Origin of the sequence: Pseudomonas sp. HLG18 (assembly GCF_051903985.1) — a bacterium.
In the GTDB taxonomy this organism is placed as follows: Bacteria; Pseudomonadota; Gammaproteobacteria; order Pseudomonadales; family Pseudomonadaceae; genus Aquipseudomonas; species Aquipseudomonas fluorescens_BT.
On sequence record NZ_CP195831.1, the window covers coordinates 4,101,927 to 4,117,389 of the forward strand.

18 protein-coding genes are annotated in these 15,463 nt (G+C 61.6%); 12 read left to right on the forward strand and 6 right to left on the reverse strand.

What is annotated here, in order from left to right; all coding sequences use genetic code 11:
- Positions 1-14 precede the first annotated feature (14 nt).
- From ACSPX5_RS18815 to ACSPX5_RS18870, 12 genes are all read left to right on the forward strand, one after another.
- Positions 15-1,001 (forward strand): NAD(P)/FAD-dependent oxidoreductase, encoded by a 987-nt coding sequence (locus ACSPX5_RS18815; protein WP_439820067.1) that lies wholly within the window; start codon positions 15-17, stop codon positions 999-1,001.
- Positions 998-1,213 carry a TIGR02450 family Trp-rich protein gene (locus ACSPX5_RS18820; protein ID WP_439820068.1) on the forward strand — a complete coding sequence of 72 codons (216 nt, stop codon included), beginning with the start codon at positions 998-1,000 and terminating at the stop codon, positions 1,211-1,213. Before ACSPX5_RS18815 ends, ACSPX5_RS18820 begins: the two co-directional genes overlap by 4 nt.
- Positions 1,214-1,324: 111 nt before the next feature.
- Positions 1,325-2,287: a YbgA family protein gene (locus ACSPX5_RS18825; protein WP_169431895.1), complete on the forward strand. Its 963-nt coding sequence runs from the start codon at positions 1,325-1,327 to the stop codon at positions 2,285-2,287.
- Positions 2,287-3,228 (forward strand): MerR family transcriptional regulator, encoded by a 942-nt coding sequence (locus ACSPX5_RS18830; protein ID WP_439820069.1) that lies wholly within the window; start codon positions 2,287-2,289, stop codon positions 3,226-3,228. Before ACSPX5_RS18825 ends, ACSPX5_RS18830 begins: the two co-directional genes overlap by 1 nt.
- Positions 3,229-3,248: 20 nt before the next feature.
- A complete protein-coding gene (gene phrB / locus ACSPX5_RS18835; protein WP_439820070.1) occupies positions 3,249-4,694 on the forward strand; it encodes a deoxyribodipyrimidine photo-lyase in 1,446 nt (481 codons plus the stop codon).
- Entirely contained in the window at positions 4,687-5,109 is a 423-nt protein-coding gene (locus tag ACSPX5_RS18840) for a nuclear transport factor 2 family protein (protein ID WP_169431898.1), read from the forward strand. The genes phrB and ACSPX5_RS18840 overlap by 8 nt, the downstream gene beginning before the upstream one ends.
- Complete coding sequence (locus ACSPX5_RS18845; RefSeq protein WP_323162036.1) at positions 5,106-5,888, forward strand: SDR family NAD(P)-dependent oxidoreductase; 783 nt, start codon at positions 5,106-5,108, stop codon at positions 5,886-5,888. Before ACSPX5_RS18840 ends, ACSPX5_RS18845 begins: the two co-directional genes overlap by 4 nt.
- Positions 5,885-7,132 (forward strand): NAD(P)/FAD-dependent oxidoreductase, encoded by a 1,248-nt coding sequence (locus tag ACSPX5_RS18850; protein ID WP_439820071.1) that lies wholly within the window; start codon positions 5,885-5,887, stop codon positions 7,130-7,132. The genes ACSPX5_RS18845 and ACSPX5_RS18850 overlap by 4 nt, the downstream gene beginning before the upstream one ends.
- Entirely contained in the window at positions 7,129-7,944 is an 816-nt protein-coding gene (locus ACSPX5_RS18855) for a DUF1365 domain-containing protein (protein WP_439820072.1), read from the forward strand. The genes ACSPX5_RS18850 and ACSPX5_RS18855 overlap by 4 nt, the downstream gene beginning before the upstream one ends.
- Positions 7,931-9,202 carry an SAM-dependent methyltransferase gene (locus ACSPX5_RS18860; protein ID WP_169431902.1) on the forward strand — a complete coding sequence of 424 codons (1,272 nt, stop codon included), beginning with the start codon at positions 7,931-7,933 and terminating at the stop codon, positions 9,200-9,202. Before ACSPX5_RS18855 ends, ACSPX5_RS18860 begins: the two co-directional genes overlap by 14 nt.
- Positions 9,195-9,686 (forward strand): DUF2878 domain-containing protein, encoded by a 492-nt coding sequence (locus ACSPX5_RS18865; RefSeq protein ID WP_169431903.1) that lies wholly within the window; start codon positions 9,195-9,197, stop codon positions 9,684-9,686. The genes ACSPX5_RS18860 and ACSPX5_RS18865 overlap by 8 nt, the downstream gene beginning before the upstream one ends.
- A 52-nt stretch (positions 9,687-9,738) precedes the next feature.
- Positions 9,739-10,044, forward strand: a complete 306-nt coding sequence (locus tag ACSPX5_RS18870) for a YkgJ family cysteine cluster protein (RefSeq protein ID WP_169431904.1) — start codon at positions 9,739-9,741, stop codon at positions 10,042-10,044.
- A gap of 56 nt (positions 10,045-10,100) precedes the next feature.
- Here the strand turns inward: ACSPX5_RS18870 and ACSPX5_RS18875 are convergent, their stop codons facing one another.
- The 6 genes from ACSPX5_RS18875 to hemA form a co-directional block, all read right to left on the reverse strand.
- Positions 10,101-10,619, reverse strand: a complete 519-nt coding sequence (locus ACSPX5_RS18875) for an acyloxyacyl hydrolase (protein ID WP_169431905.1) — start codon at positions 10,617-10,619, stop codon at positions 10,101-10,103.
- A gap of 112 nt (positions 10,620-10,731) precedes the next feature.
- The gene (gene murI, locus ACSPX5_RS18880; protein ID WP_439820073.1) at positions 10,732-11,523 is read right to left on the reverse strand and encodes a glutamate racemase; all 792 of its coding nucleotides are present in this window, start codon (positions 11,521-11,523) and stop codon (positions 10,732-10,734) included.
- Complete coding sequence (locus ACSPX5_RS18885; RefSeq protein WP_085733619.1) at positions 11,516-12,271, reverse strand: molybdopterin-synthase adenylyltransferase MoeB; 756 nt, start codon at positions 12,269-12,271, stop codon at positions 11,516-11,518. Before ACSPX5_RS18885 ends, murI begins: the two co-directional genes overlap by 8 nt.
- A complete protein-coding gene (prmC, locus tag ACSPX5_RS18890) occupies positions 12,265-13,095 on the reverse strand; it encodes a peptide chain release factor N(5)-glutamine methyltransferase (RefSeq protein WP_439820074.1) in 831 nt (276 codons plus the stop codon). The genes ACSPX5_RS18885 and prmC overlap by 7 nt, the downstream gene beginning before the upstream one ends.
- On the reverse strand, positions 13,096-14,178 hold the full coding sequence (prfA, locus tag ACSPX5_RS18895; protein WP_114885501.1) for a peptide chain release factor 1: 1,083 nt from the start codon (positions 14,176-14,178) through the stop codon (positions 13,096-13,098).
- Positions 14,175-15,461 (reverse strand): glutamyl-tRNA reductase, encoded by a 1,287-nt coding sequence (gene hemA / locus ACSPX5_RS18900; protein WP_103306074.1) that lies wholly within the window; start codon positions 15,459-15,461, stop codon positions 14,175-14,177. The genes prfA and hemA overlap by 4 nt, the downstream gene beginning before the upstream one ends.
- Positions 15,462-15,463: the final 2 nt, after the last annotated feature.

Genomic DNA, 15,463 nt, shown 5'->3' on the forward strand with positions numbered 1-15,463 from the left:
TAAACGAGGCCCCTATGACTGTACCTATCGCAATCATCGGCACCGGCATCGCCGGGCTCTCCGCCGCCCAGGCCCTCACCGAGGCCGGGCACACCGTTCAGTTGTTCGATAAAAGCCGCGGCAGCGGTGGGCGCATGTCGAGCAAGCGCAGCGATGCCGGCTCGCTGGACATGGGTGCCCAATATTTCACGGCCCGCGACCGGCGCTTCGTCACCGAAGTCCAGCGCTGGCAAAGCCAGGGCTGGGTCGCCGAGTGGACGCCGCAGCTCTATACCTTTCATGGCGGACAACTGAACCTGTCACCGGACGAGCAGACCCGCTGGGTCGGCTCGCCGCGCATGAGCGCCATCACCCGTGGTTTGCTCGATGGCCTGGAAGTGCATTTCGCCTGCCGGATCACCGAGGTCTATCGCGGCGAAGAGCACTGGCACCTGCAAGATGCAGAGGGCTTCACTCACGGGCCGTACAGCCACGTGGTGATCGCCACGCCGGCGCCGCAGGCCACCGCCCTGCTGGCCGCCGCGCCGAAACTCGCCGGTGCCGCCGCCGGGGTAAAAATGGACCCGACCTGGGCCGTCGCCCTTGCCTTCGACACGCCGCTGGATACGCCCATCGAAGGCTGCTTCGTCCAGGACAGCGCCCTCGACTGGCTGGCCCGCAACCGCAGCAAACCGGGACGCGACACCACGTGCGATACCTGGGTCCTGCACGCCACCAGCGCCTGGAGCCGGCAACACATCGACCTGTCCAAGGAAGCGGTGATCGAACAATTGCACGGCGCCTTCGCCGAACTGTTGCACAGCGCCATGCCGGCCCCGACCTTCAGCCTCGCCCACCGCTGGCTTTATGCCCGCCCGGCCAGCAGTCATGAATGGGGCACCCTGGCCGACGCCGATCTGGGCCTGTATGCCTGTGGCGACTGGTGCCTGTCGGGGCGGGTCGAAGGGGCGTGGCTCAGTGGTCAGGAGGCTGCAAGACGCTTGCACGAACACTTACAGTGAACCGCATCAACCCGCGCAAATTGCTGCTGTCGAAATGGACAGCAGCCCACCCGAAAAACCGTGAAAAGCATTTCCTGGTGACCGAACTGTTCCGCGACGAGGACGGTATGGTGCTGGAAATCGAATTGCAGGCTGTGCTCACCCGGCGTACCGAGCAATGCGACTGGCGCGCTTTGCAGGATGATTCACACTGGAAAATGGGCTGGCGCTAAAAACCTCAAAAAACTTATACAAATAGTTTGACTTGTACACCCATGAATCTATGCTGAGAGAATGTTGTACAGATCTATCCATCTGTACAGGATCAGATTCGAGGTTGTTGCATGTCCGACTCATCGACGTCCCTACCGAAAATCGCCATCAGCGCCTGCCTGATGGGTGCCGAAGTGCGGTACAACGGCGGGCACAAGGAATCGCGGTTATGCAGCCGCACCCTGGCCGAGCATTTTGAGTTCGTTCCGGTATGCCCTGAAGTAGCGATCGGCCTGGGAATTCCCCGCGAGCCGATTCGACTTGTTGGCGACCCGGCCAAGCCTGAAGCGGTCGGCACCGTCAATCCATCGATCAATGTCACCCAACCGCTGGCGGCCTATGGCGCAAAAATGGCTGCAGAGCTCGATGACATCTGCGGCTACATCTTCATGCAGCAATCGCCTTCCTGCGGTCTGGAGCGCGTCAAGGTCTACCACGCCAACGGTGCACCGGTGAATGGTGGCGGGCGCGGCATTTACGCCGAGGCGTTCTGTGCACAGCATCCGGATCTGCCGGTGGAAGAAGCAGGGCGCCTTAACGATCCGGTGCTGCGGGAGAACTTCATCACCCGCGTGCTCGCCTACCGCGAATGGCAGCAGGTGCTCAAGCAGGGTCTGAGCCGCCGCGTCCTGACCGACTTCCACTCGCGCTACAAATACCTGCTGATGGCCCACAACCCGGTGCAATACAAGGCACTGGGCAATCTGCTGGGCAACATGAGCGGAATCGATCCCGTGGAGCTCGGCCCGCGCTACTTCAGCCAGTTGATGGCGGCACTCACTACCTGCGCTACACGCCGCACCCACAGCAACGTGTTGCAGCACATCAGCGGCTACTTGAAACGCGCCATCAGCGCCGAAGACAAACAGGAAATGCAGCACGTCATCGGCCAGTACCGCCACGGCATCGTGCCGCTTGTGGTGCCGCTGACGCTGCTCAAACATCACTTTCGCCAACACCCCGATCCGTACATCGCGCAACAGGTTTACCTGCAACCGCACCCGGAAAACCTCAGCCTGCGAAACGCCATTTAATGAACGACACCCCCGACAGCAGCGCCCGCGAAGACCTCGGCGCCGACTTCAAGAAAGCCCTCGACGAGGGCTGGCTGCCGATCCGCGAGGTCGCGCGCCAGACCGGCGTCAACGCGATTACCCTGCGCGCCTGGGAACGTCGCTACGGGCTGATCGTGCCCCAGCGCACGCCCAAAGGTCATCGCCTGTATTCGGCTGAACACGTGCAGCGCATCCAGACCATCCTCACCTGGCTCAACCGTGGTGTGGCCGTCAGTCAGGTCAAACCGCTGCTCGACACCCCGCAAACCATCGAAGAACCACCGGAAAATGAATGGCACCCCTTGCGTCAGGCCGCGCTGCTGGCGGTCACCCAGCTGAATGAACGCAGCCTCGACGACAGCATCAACCAGGCCATGGCGCTGTACCCGCCACGAACGCTGTGCGAGCAATTGCTGATGCCGTTGCTGGCGGAACTCGAACAGCGCTGGCAAGGCCAGTTCGGTGCGCAGATGGAGCGGGTGTTCTTTCATTCCTGGCTACGTAGCAAATTCGGCGCACGCATCTACCATAACAACCGTCAGTTGCGCGGCGCACCGTTGTTGCTGATCAATCAGTCGGATCTGTTGCTGGAGCCACACCTGTGGCTCTGCGCCTGGCTGATCAGCAGCGCCGATTGCCCGGTGCAGGTGTTCGACTGGCCGCTGCCATCCGGTGAACTGGCGCTGACAATTGATCACCTGCAAGCCCGCGGCGTTCTGCTGTATTCCAGCAAAGCCATGAATCTTGTGCAGTTGCCGAAACTGTTGAACGGCATCAACTGCCCAAAAATGATTGCCGGACCAACGGTGTGCATCCACCACGCCGAGTTGTCCGTAAGAACTTCCGAAATCGCTGATCTGTACCTGGCCGAAGATCCCTTGTCGGCACATCGGGCACTCCTTCAGCGTGGGTTGATTTAATGATTCGTGCAGAGAACACCATGCAATTGATCTGGCTGCGCAGCGATCTGCGCCAACATGACAACACCGCCCTGACGGCCGCCGCCGAGCGTGGCCCGACCGTGGCCGTGTACCTGTTGAGCCCCGAGCAATGGCAGGAACATGACGATGCACCGTGCAAGGTCGATTTCTGGCTGCGCAACCTGCGGGTATTGAGCAAGAGCCTGGGCGAATTGAACATCCCGCTGTTGATCCGCAGCGCGCCGCACTGGGATCAGGCACCCGCAGTGCTGCTTGAGCTCTGCCGGCACTTGAAGATCGAGGCCGTTCACGTCAATGAAGAATACGGCGTCCACGAGAGCCGACGCGATGCAGCTGTTGCCCGGGTATTGCAGGCTGAAGGGATTGCATTTCACAGCTATCTCGATCAGTTGCTGTTCAAGCCCGGCAGCGTGCTGACCAAGACCGGCACCTATTTTCAGGTGTTCAGCCAGTTCCGCAAGGTCTGCTATGAACGCCTGCATCGCTCGATGCCGCCACTGATAAAGACGCCCTCCTCGCAGGCCCCGCTGAAGATCGACAGCGACCCGGTGCCCGAGTCCATCGAGGGCTTTGCGACGCCCGGCCAATCCCTGCGCAACCTTTGGCCCGCCGGCGAAGCCGAGGCCCAGCGACGCCTCGACACCTTCGCCGACGTGCAAATCGACTACTACAAGAGCGAGCGCGACTTCCCGGCCAAACCCGGCACCAGTCAGCTCTCGGCCTATCTCGCCGCAGGTGTGATCTCGCCGCGCCAGTGCCTGCATGCCGCACTGCAAGGCAATCAGGGCGAATTCGAAAGCGGCAAGGTCGGCGCGGTCACCTGGATCAACGAACTGTTGTGGCGCGAGTTCTACAAACACATTCTGGTCGGCTACCCACGGGTGTCCCGACATCGCGCGTTCCGCCCGGAAACCGAAGCCCTGGCCTGGCGTGATGCGCCGCAGGAGCTCGCGGCCTGGCAGGAAGCACGCACCGGCCTGCCGATCATCGACGCGGCCATGCGCCAATTGCTCGAAACCGGCTGGATGCACAACCGCCTGCGGATGGTGGTAGCGATGTTCCTGACCAAAAACCTGCTGATCGACTGGCGCGAAGGCGAACGCTTTTTCATGCGTCACCTGATCGATGGCGATCTGGCGGCCAACAACGGCGGCTGGCAGTGGAGCGCATCGACCGGCACCGATGCAGCGCCGTACTTCCGGATTTTCAATCCGGTCAGCCAGTCGGAAAAGTTCGACAGCGAAGGCCTGTTCATCAAGCACTGGCTGCCCGAACTGGCCGGGCTGAACAAAAAAGAAGTGCATAACCCGGCCAGTGCCGGTGGGCTGTTCGGCGTGGCGGACTATCCGCCGCCGATCGTCAACCTGAGCACCTCACGGGAGCGGGCGCTGACAGCATTCAAGAACCTGCCCTCTCGTGAGTCTATCGGAGAAGGCCATGAGTGAATTCCTGCGCCGCTTCGCCCGCCAGTTTGCGCAATTGAACAAAGACAACCTGCACAACCTGGAGGCGCTCTACAGCGAGGACATTCATTTCACCGATCCACTGCACGAGGTGCAGGGACTGACGCAACTGCGCAGTTACTTCAGCGAGCTGTACGCCAACGTCACCGAGTTGCGGTTCGACTTCCACGGTTTCGACCAGATCGGCGACTGCGAAGGTTACCTGCGCTGGGTCATGAGCTACCGCCACCCGCGCCTGGCGGGTGGACGATTGATTCGCGTCACGGGCTGCTCGCATCTGCTCTGGCGCGACAAGGTTTATCGCCACCGGGATTACTTCGATGCCGGAGCACTGCTTTATGAACATCTACCAGTATTGGGCCGGGTGATCGCCTGGCTGAAAAGGAGAATGGGATGAGTCGTACACCTCCAAGACGTTATTGGCTGACCGGTGCCAGCAGTGGCATCGGTGCAGCACTGGCTGAAGAGATTCTGAAAACCGGCGCGCACCTGGCGGTCAGTTCCCGTCAGGTCGCACCGCTCAAAGTGTTGTCGCAACGTTATCCAGGAAGGGTTCTGGTAGTGCCCGGGGATTTGACCAACAGCCAGACCGTGCGGGAAATCGGTGAAAAGATCGCGATGGAGTGGGGCTCGCTGGACACCGTGATCCTCAACGCCGGCACCTGCGAGTACGTCGACGCAAAGCAGTTCGACGCGACGATCATCGAACACGTGGTGCGCACCAACCTGCTGGCCAGCAGTTACTGCATCGAAGCCGCCCTGCCGTTGCTGCGCAAAGGGACTGCGCCGCATCTGGTGGGCATGGCCAGCTCCGTCACCTACGTGCCGCTGCCCCGGGCCGAAGCCTACGGCGCGTCGAAGGCCGGCCTGCGTTATCTGTTCGAATCGCTGCGCATCGATCTGGCAGACGAAGGTATCGAAGTCACGGTCATCAGCCCGGGCTTTGTCGATACACCGCTGACGGCGAAAAACGATTTTCCGATGCCATTGAGCTGGCCTGTGGACAAAGCCGCGCGGCACATCTTCGGTCGACTCAAGGATCGGCCTCTGGAAATCGCTTTTCCAGCGCTGTTCATGGCGGCGCTCTGGCCCCTGTCGAAAATGCCCGCGCGCGTGCAACTGGCGATCGGTAAGCGCATGGTGCGCAGCACACCACCGCTGCGGGATGCGACATGAATATCGCCATCGTCGGCAGCGGGATTGCAGGTCTGACTTGCGCGTATCTGCTCAGTCGCCGACATACCGTCACCGTCTTCGAGGCTGGCGCCTGGGTCGGCGGCCACACCCACACCGTGCCAGTCACGGTGGATGGGCGCGAATATGCCGTGGATACCGGATTCATCGTGTTCAATGACTGGACGTACCCGAACTTTATTCGCCTGCTCGGCCAGTTGGGTGTGAGCAGCAAAGCCACCGAGATGAGCTTTTCGGTGACCGATCCCGACACCGGCCTGGAATACAACGGCAACAACCTCGACAGCCTCTTCGCTCAACGCAGCAACCTGATTTCGCCGGGCTTCTGGGGCATGCTGCGCGACATCCTGCGGTTCAACAAGGAGGCCCGGCGCGACCTCACCGAACAGCGGATCGCCAGCGACACCACACTCGACGACTACCTCAAGGCCGGTGGCTACGGCGAACGCTTCATCCTGCATTACATCGTGCCGATGGGCGCGGCGATCTGGTCGATGCCGATGGCCGAAATGTTGAATTTTCCGTTGCAGTTTTTTGTGCGGTTCTTCGAGAACCACGGTTTGCTGTCGGTCAGCAATCGTCCGCAATGGCGAGTGATCGAGGGCGGTTCCAGTGCCTATATCGCACCGCTGACCGCAAGCTTCAAAGACCGGATCCGCCTGAACTGCCCGGTCAACCGGATCGACCGCGACGAGCACGGTGTGGTTATCCACAGCCCTGTCGGCATCGAGCATTTCGACAAAGTCGTGCTGGCCTGCCACAGCGACCAGGCGCTACGCCTGCTGGGCAGTCCAGGTCGTGCCGAACGGGAGATCCTCGGTGCACTGCCTTACGCCGACAATGAAGTGGTGTTGCACACCGACACCCGCCTGCTGCCGACACGCAAACGGGCCTGGGCCAGCTGGAATTATCGCCTCGGCGGTGCGGGGCATACCCAGGCAGCCGTGACCTATGACATGAATATCCTGCAGGGCATCCAGAGCGACACCACGTTCTGTGTCAGCCTCAACCAGAGTGCCGGGATCAGCCCGTCCAAAGTGCTTGCCCGTTTCACCTACGCCCATCCGCAATTCAGTCTCGCGGCGGTGGCGGCACAACAGCGCTGGGCCGAACTCGACGGCGCGCAACACACACATTATTGCGGTGCCTACTGGGCCAACGGTTTTCATGAAGACGGCGTGGTCAGCGCTTTACGCGTCGCTGCAGCGTTTGGAGAAAGCCTGTGAACAGCGCGCTCTACAGCGGCTGGATCGCCCACCGGCGCTTCGCTCCGCGTCGGCATGAATTCCGTTACCGGATCGGGCTGATCTATCTCGATCTGACCGAACAGGATGCCGTGCTGAACCTGTCGCCCCTGGCAGGCACGAGCCGGTTTGCACCGTTCTCGTTTCGCGAGACCGACTACCTCAAGACGTTCACCGATCGCGGCGTGCGGCTGATCGATGCCGTGCGCCTGCAGGTCGGCGCGGCGCTCGGTCACGAGCCGCAAGGCTCGGTCTGCCTGCTGACCCAGCCGCGCAGTTGGGGCCTGGCATTCAACCCGGTGAGTTTCTTTTATTGCCACGAAGCCGACGGGCAACTGGCGGCGATTCTCTGTGAAGTCAGCAACACGCCGTGGCGCGAGCGCTATCACTACGTACTGCCGGCGCGGGCGCCGACCAGCGTGCGTGACTTCCACCAGCACTTCGCCGTGGCCAAGGCGTTCCATGTATCACCGTTCCTGCCGCCGGACCTGGAATACCGCATGAGCTTCAGTCCTGTCGCGCAAACCCTTGGCGTGCACATGGCCGACTGGCAGGGCGAACGCAAACTGTTCGACGCCACGCTCAATCTGAAGCGCGAACCTCTTGATCGATCTCACCTGCACCGGCATTTGTGGCGCTTTCCATGGATGACCGCCAAGACCGCCCTTGCGATCTATTGGCAGGCCCTGCGTTTGCTGCTCAAGCGCACCCCGCTGTTCACCCATTACGCGGCCGATGACAGTTTTCGCACCGCCACTGCATCTCCCGAGGAGCACCGCCATGAAGTCCTCTAGCGTTTCGGCCAGAGCCATTCCGTTCAGCACTCACGGGATCACCGGTTCGCTGCTGCGTCGCGGAGTCCTGCGCCAGCTCGCACAGCTCAAGCACGGGCAACTGGTGGTGATCGAGGACGGCGAGCGTCAGGTCTTCGGCACACCGGGCAGTGCGTTGGTGGGCGAAATTCATGTCCTCGACGTGGCGGCCTGGGGCATGGTCGCGAGCAATGGCTCGATCGGCGCCGGGGAAGCGTTCATTCACGGCTACTGGAGTTCTCCGGACCTGACCGCCGTGGTACGCGTCTTCGTCAGCAACCTTGAAGTGCTCGACGGCCTGGAGGGCGGACTGGCAAAAATCGGCCGGCCGCTGGTGCGCGGCCTGCACTGGCTCAACCGCAACACGCGCAAGGGCTCGCAGAAAAACATCGCCGCGCACTACGACCTCGGCAACGATCTGTTCGAACAATTCCTCGACCCGACCATGATGTATTCGGCGGCGCAGTTCCTCAGCCCGGACGACAGCCTGGAACAGGCGCAATTGAACAAACTGGAACGGATCTGCCAGAAACTCGCACTCGAACCCGGTGATCATCTGCTGGAAATCGGCACCGGATGGGGCAGCATGGCGCTGTATGCCGCGCAGCATTATGGCTGCAAAGTCACTACGACCACGCTGTCCAGAGAGCAATACGCATTCACCGCCCGGCGCATCGAAAGCCTCGGCCTGCAGGACCGGGTGACGCTGTTGCTCAAGGACTACCGCGACCTCACCGGCCAGTACGACAAACTGGTGTCGATCGAAATGATCGAGGCGGTCGGCCATCGCTTTTTGCCGACCTATTTCAAGCAATGCGCGCACCTGCTCAAGAGCAACGGCCTGATGCTGCTGCAAGCGATCACCATCCGGGATCAGCGCTACGAGCAGGCAAAACGCGGCGTGGATTTCATTCAGCGCTATATCTTCCCCGGCGGCGCCCTGCCCTGTGTGCAGAAAATGCTCGAAATCGTCAGCCGCGATACCGACATGAACCTGCTGCACATGGAAGACTTCGGCCTGCACTACGCCCGGACCCTGCGCCTGTGGCACGAGAACTTTCGCCACGCCCACGGTCGCCTGAGCGAATTGGGCTACGACGATTATTTCCTGCGGCTGTGGGAGTTTTACCTGTGTTACTGCGAGGGCGGATTCCTCGAACGCACCATCGGCACCGCACAATTGCTGTTGGCCAAACCGGGGGCCATGCCTGCGCCACTGCTTGGGCGTTTCGATGCCTGAACGGATCGCCAATGCCGTACTGTTCCAGATCGGCTGGCTGGCCTGCGTGCTCGGTGGCAACAGCCTGTGGTTGCTGGTGGCGCTGGCAGTCTTGGTGATTCATCTGCGCTGGGTCAGCAGTTGGGCAGCGGAAGGTCGCCTGATTCTCAGCGTGGTGATTATCGGCACCGCCGTGGACAGCGGCCTGCGCGGTCTCGGCGTCTTCGAGTTCAAGGACCTGTCGCCCCTCATTCCGCTGTGGCTGATGCTGCTGTGGGCACTCCTTGCCACGACGCTGCGCCACTGCCTGCAATGGAGCGCGCGGCCATGGTGGCTGGCGACTCTGCTCGGGGCCGTCGGAGGCGCATTGTCTTACTGCGCCGGAGGACGACTGGCCGGGGTGCAGTTTCCCTACGGCGAACTGCCAACCCTGATCGGTATCGGCCTGTTGTGGGCGCTGCTGTTCCCCTTGCTGCACTACATGTCCCGACGCCTGGTGCAGTAATCGTCCGTCAGGGCTTTCACACGCACGCGGTTCGCTGCCGTACACTGCGGCCATGAAGACTATTCCTCTCCAGCCAATCGACGAACCCGCAGTGACCTGTTCGACCTGCGCAGCCTGCTGCTGTCAGCTCGAAGTCATGCTGATCACCGACACAGGTGTGCCCGAACGCTTCATCGATACCGATGATTGGGGGGGTGAAGTGATGTTGCGTCTGGACGACGGCTGGTGCGCCGCACTGGATCGCGACTCGATGATGTGCACCATCTACGAGAAGCGCCCGCTGATCTGCCGCGAGTTCGAAATGGGCGCACCGGAATGCATCGAGGAACGCCAGGGAATTGCCACGGCGTATCGCTGAGCACAAAAAAAGGAGCGCCTGGCGCTCCTTTTTTCTTGAACGGACTGTCCGGGTGCTTACAGCGGCATCGTGTAATGCAGCGAGTAGCTTTCGACCCCGTCGTTGTCGCTGCTCAGGCCGGCGTTGGAATAGTGCGTCGCACGGATCCCGACTTCATGCCCGCCATTGAAGCGCAGGCCGAAACCGAAGCGGTCTTCGAACTGGAAGGCGCCGCCGAGCTTGTTGTCTTCGTATTCGGTGTTGGAGAACAACGCCACGCCGATCCCTGCCTCGACATACGGCTTGACCGACTGACCGGCAAACTCGTAAACAAACACCGGCGAGAACGACAGGCTGTTGTTGCCAGAGGTCTTGTCACCTTCCCAGTAAGTGTAAGCACCGCTCCAGTAACCGGTCAGACGCCCCACGTCACTTTGCAGCCAACTCTTGTCCCAATCGAAATTCATGCCCAGGCGATAAGTCATGGTCGAATCGCTGGTGGCACCCACTGCAAACTCGACGCCAGCAGCTTGTGCGGTAAAACTTTGCCCCATCAGTGCAGCCGCAATCGCGGCCAAGCAGAATAGTCGCTTCACGTTGAAACTTCCTTTTCCGGAACGATCGTTTGGTTTTTTAGGTCACTCTGCGCTATAGAAATCTGCGCTTGGTCAGAAGTTCAGCTGACTTTTTAGATATTTCACATTTTTTTTACAAGGTGAATTTTTCGACATCGCCGGCGACTTGGCCCAACAGGACCAGGGTACTGCGCAAAGACTCGGGATCGGCGCTGGTCCAGAATCTGACCGGCCGGTTTGGCCCTTCGGCGAGCAGATCACGCGCGGCCAGCAGCCGCTGCAATTGCCGTGCGACCGCCGCGCCCGTATCGATCAGGCTGATGCTCTCGGGGATCATCGACTTGAGCATCGGCTTGAGAAACGGGTAGTGAGTGCAGCCCAGAATGATCGTGTCGCAACCGCTGGCCAATAGCGGATCGACGTAGTGCCTGAGCAATGCTCGCAACTCGGCGCTGTGCAGATCGCCGCTTTCAATCCGCTCGACCAATCCGGGGCACGGTTGAGTGATGACCCGCACATCGGTGGCAAAACGATCGAGCAGCGCCGCAAACTTCGCACTTTGCAAGGTGCCGGTGGTGGCGAGTACGCCCACTACGCCGCTGCGGGTGGCAGCAGCCGCCGGCTTGACCGCCGGCTCCATGCCGACAATCGGCCAGTCGGGGAAATCCCGCCGCAGATCCGTGACGCCCGCCACGGTCGCGGTGTTGCAAGCGATCACCAATGCCTTGGCGCCCTGCTCGCGGAAAAAACCGGCCATCACGCTGCAACGCTGGCGAATGAAGTCCGGGGTTTTCTCGCCATACGGAATGTGGCCGCAATCGCCGAAGTACAGCAGCGATTCATTGGGAAGCAGATGCTGGATTTCCGCCAGCACCGACAGCCCGCCGACGCCAGAATCGAATACAGCGATCGGCGCCTCACGCATGGTGCGAACCACAGACGCTGCATCCCGGATCCCGCTTGACCCGCAGCTCACGAAATCGCGAGCCCAGAGCATCGATCAACAGCAGACGCCCCACCAGTGGTTCGCCGAAACCCGCCAACAACTTCAGGGCTTCCAGCGCTTGCAGGCTGCCGACCAGACCGACCAGCGGCCCGACCACGCCGGCTTCGCTGCAAGTCAGTTCGGCTTCGCTGCCGTGACCGTACAGGCAGTGGTAGCACGGGCTCTCGGCGCGACGCGGGTCGAACACCGACAGTTGTCCTTCAAGGCGGATCGCCGCGCCGCTGACCAGCGGTTTGCGCGCCGCCACACACGCGGCGTTGACCGCTTCGCGGGTGGAGAAATTGTCCGAGCAGTCGAGCACCAGATCCACTGCAGCCACGGCGGCGGCGAGAGAATCCTCGTCCAGTGCCTGACGATGAGGCACCAGTTTGATTTCAGGGTTGATTGCGCTCAGGCGCTTGAGCGCCGAGTCGACCTTGGTCATGCCGACACTGTCGGTGTCGTGGATGATCTGGCGTTGCAGGTTGGTCAGGTCGACCGTGTCGAAGTCCGCCAGATGCAATTCACCGACACCCGCCGCCGCCAGATACAAGGCCACCGGCGCACCGAGACCACCGAGGCCGACGATCAGCACCCGGCTGTCCTTGAGCTTCAACTGGCCATCGATATCGATGTGTTGCAGGAGGATCTGCCGACTGTAGCGCAACAATTCCTGATCATTCAGCACGGCAGGCGCCCCAGGCTGATCCGTTGATGGCCGCCCAGATCGGTGCGGCTGTGGACTTCTTCGAAACCTTGAGTGATCAGCAGATCGCGCACGGCTTCAGCTTGATCATAGCCGTGTTCGAGCATCAGCCAGCCACCGGCTTCCAGATGTGCCGGCGCCTGAGCGATGATCAGACGCAGATCGTCGAGCCCGTCGATGCCCGCCACCAGGGCGCTTTCCGGTTCGAAACGCACATCGCCTTCGACCAGGTGCGGATCAGCGGCGCGGATGTACGGCGGATTGCTGATGATCAGCTCGAAACGCTTGCCTTCGAGGGCGCTGAACCAGTGACTGCTCAGTACCGTGACGTTGTTCAGGTGCAGACGCTGACGGTTGCGCTCAGCCAGGGCCACGGCTTCCAGCACACGATCCACGGCAGTGACACTCCACGCCGGGCGCTCGCTGGCCAGGGCCAGGGCAATCGCCCCGCTGCCGGTGCCGAGGTCGAGAACCCTGGCCGGGGCCGCCGACAATAATTCCAGTGCGGCTTCCACTAGCAGTTCGGTGTCCGGACGCGGTATCAGCGTGTGCGGTGCGACTTCCAGATCGAGCTTCCAGAACCCTTGCTGACCCAGAATGTAGGCCACCGGCTCGCCGCTGCGACGACGCTGCAGGTACTCGGCGAACACCAGTGCGGCTTCGCTGGGCACGATGCGCTCAGGCCAGGTGTGGAGAAAACTGCGGGACTTGCCCAGCGCGGCGGCCAGAAGCAATTCGGCATCCAGGCGTGCGGTGGGCGAGTCTGGCAGTTCGGCGGCGCGCAACAGACTGGCGATGATGGTCATTTACTCACCTATCGCTGCGAGCTGGTCAGCCTGGTATTCGGCCAGCAACGGCTCGATCACCGCTTCGACGCCACCGGCGAGGATTTCGTCCAGGGAATACAGGGTCAGGTTGACGCGGTGGTCGGTGACCCGGCCCTGGGCAAAGTTGTAGGTACGGATACGCTCGGAGCGGTCACCGGAACCCACCAGCAATTTACGCTCGCTGGCGATGGCGTTGGCCGCCGCCGTGGTCTGCTGGTCATTGAGCTTGGCCGACAGCCAGGCCATCGCCCGTGCACGGTTCTTGTGCTGGGAACGTTCTTCCTGGCATTCGACCACGATGCCGGTCGGCAAGTGAGTGATGCGGATCGCCGAGTCGGTCTTGTTGACGTGCTGACCACCGGCCCCGGAGGAACGGTAGGTGTCGACACGCAAGTCCGCCGGGTTGATCTCGATCGCTTCCTGCTCGTCCGGTTCCGGCAACACGGCCACGGTGCAGGCCGAGGTGTGGATCCGGCCCTGGGATTCGGTGGCCGGCACGCGCTGCACGCGGTGGGCGCCGGACTCGAATTTCAGCTTGCCGTAGACATTGTCGCCTTCGACCCGGGCGATGACTTCTTTATAGCCGCCATGTTCGCCTTCGTTCTCGGAAAGGATTTCCACCCGCCAGCCGCGTTTCTCGGCGTAGCGCGAGTACATGCGGAAAAGGTCGCCGGAGAAGATCGCCGCTTCGTCGCCACCGGTACCGGCGCGGATCTCGAGGAACACGTTGCGCCCGTCGTTGGGGTCCTTGGGCAGCAGCATGCGCTGCAAGGTGGCTTCCAGTTCGATGAGTTGCTCTTTGGTTTCGCGAACTTCTTCCACGGCCATTTCGCGCATGTCCGGGTCGCCGTCCTTGAGCAGCGCCTGGGCGCCTTCCAGATCGGCCTGGGCCTTGAGCAGCTGTTTATAGGCTTCGACGACCGGCTCGACTTCGGCGTATTCCTTGGAATAGGCGCGAAATTTGGTCTGGTCGGAAATGACTTCGGCGTCGCCGAGCAGCGCCGTCAGTTCCTCGAAACGGTCCTGGAGGATATCCAGCTTATTGAGCAGTGACGCTTTCATTGCGGTTTTTTATCCGAAAAGCTATCCGGTGAGCCCTCGAGGGCAAAGAGTTCCTGGGCCATGGCCAGCGCATCGAGGCGGCCTTCGGCAGAAAGCTTTTTCAACTGCACGCTCGGGGCGTGCAGGAGTTTATTGGTCAGGCCACGGGCCAACTGACCCAGCACGTCTTCGGCGTTGCCGCCGTTGGCCAGCAAGCGCAGGGCCTTTTGCAGTTCCTCGTCGCGCAGGCGTTCGCTCTGTTGACGATAGGCCTTGAGCACATCGACCGCCGCCAGCTCGCGCAGGCGCACCATGAAATCGTCGGCGCCGACCGAGACCATCTCTTCGGCAGCCTGCGCTGCGCCCTGACGGCTCTTGAGGTTTTCGGCGACCACTTCGTGCAGATCGTCGACGCTATAGAGGTAAACGTCGTCGAGTTCGCCGACTTCCGGTTCGATGTCCCGGGGAACGGCGATGTCGACCATGAAGATCGGCTTGTGCTTGCGCAGCTTCAGCGCGCTCTCCACGGCGCCCTTGCCGAGGATCGGCAACTGACTGGCGGTGGAACTGATAACGATGTCGCTGCGCACCAGTTCGGCCGGGATGTCCGACAGCAATACCGCGTGGGCGCCGAACTGTTCGGCCAGCAGACTCGCACGCTCCAGCGTCCGGTTGGCCACCACGATACGCTTGACTCCCAGTTCGTGCAGATGACGGGCGACCAGGGTGATGGTCTCGCCGGCTCCGATCAGCAGGGCCTGGCTGCGTTGCAGGTCGCTGAAAATCTGTTTGGCCAGGCTGACGGCAGCAAACGCCACGGACACCGGGTTTTCACCGATGGCAGTGTCGGTGCGCACTTGCTTGGCGGCATTGAAGGTCGCCTGAAACAAGCGCCCGAGCAGCGGCCCGATGGTGCCGGCCTCGCGGGCCACGGCGTAGGCCGACTTCATCTGGCCGAGGATCTGCGGTTCGCCCAGCACCAGCGAGTCGAGCCCGGAGGCGACGCGCATCATGTGACGAACTGCCGCATCATCTTCATGCACATAAGCACTCGCGCGCAGCTCGTCGAGGCTTAAATGGTGATAGTCGGCCAGCCAGCGCAGCACGATATCGGCCGAAAGCTGATCCTGTTCTATATACAGTTCACTGCGATTGCAGGTGGAAAGGATCGCAGCTTCGCGGCTGTCGGTGATTCGGCAGAGCTGCTGCAAGGCCTCCACCAGCTGCTCAGGAGTAAAGGCCACGCGCTCGCGGACGTCTACTGAAGCAGTCTTGTGGTTGATACCGAGTGCAAGGAAGGCCATTC

Coding starts and splice junctions, on each gene's coding strand:
- ACSPX5_RS18840 (WP_169431898.1), top strand. CDS start 4,687: ATGAGTGAATTCCTGCGCCGCTTCGCCCGCCAGTTTGCGCAATTGAAC.
- ACSPX5_RS18815 (WP_439820067.1), top strand. CDS start 15: ATGACTGTACCTATCGCAATCATCGGCACCGGCATCGCCGGGCTCTCC.
- ACSPX5_RS18865 (WP_169431903.1), top strand. CDS start 9,195: ATGCCTGAACGGATCGCCAATGCCGTACTGTTCCAGATCGGCTGGCTG.
- prfA (WP_114885501.1), bottom strand. CDS start 14,178: ATGAAAGCGTCACTGCTCAATAAGCTGGATATCCTCCAGGACCGTTTC.
- ACSPX5_RS18870 (WP_169431904.1), top strand. CDS start 9,739: ATGAAGACTATTCCTCTCCAGCCAATCGACGAACCCGCAGTGACCTGT.
- murI (WP_439820073.1), bottom strand. CDS start 11,523: ATGCGTGAGGCGCCGATCGCTGTATTCGATTCTGGCGTCGGCGGGCTG.
- phrB (WP_439820070.1), top strand. CDS start 3,249: ATGCAATTGATCTGGCTGCGCAGCGATCTGCGCCAACATGACAACACC.
- ACSPX5_RS18830 (WP_439820069.1), top strand. CDS start 2,287: ATGAACGACACCCCCGACAGCAGCGCCCGCGAAGACCTCGGCGCCGAC.
- prmC (WP_439820074.1), bottom strand. CDS start 13,095: ATGACCATCATCGCCAGTCTGTTGCGCGCCGCCGAACTGCCAGACTCG.
- ACSPX5_RS18825 (WP_169431895.1), top strand. CDS start 1,325: ATGTCCGACTCATCGACGTCCCTACCGAAAATCGCCATCAGCGCCTGC.
- ACSPX5_RS18850 (WP_439820071.1), top strand. CDS start 5,885: ATGAATATCGCCATCGTCGGCAGCGGGATTGCAGGTCTGACTTGCGCG.
- ACSPX5_RS18860 (WP_169431902.1), top strand. CDS start 7,931: ATGAAGTCCTCTAGCGTTTCGGCCAGAGCCATTCCGTTCAGCACTCAC.
- ACSPX5_RS18845 (WP_323162036.1), top strand. CDS start 5,106: ATGAGTCGTACACCTCCAAGACGTTATTGGCTGACCGGTGCCAGCAGT.
- hemA (WP_103306074.1), bottom strand. CDS start 15,461: ATGGCCTTCCTTGCACTCGGTATCAACCACAAGACTGCTTCAGTAGAC.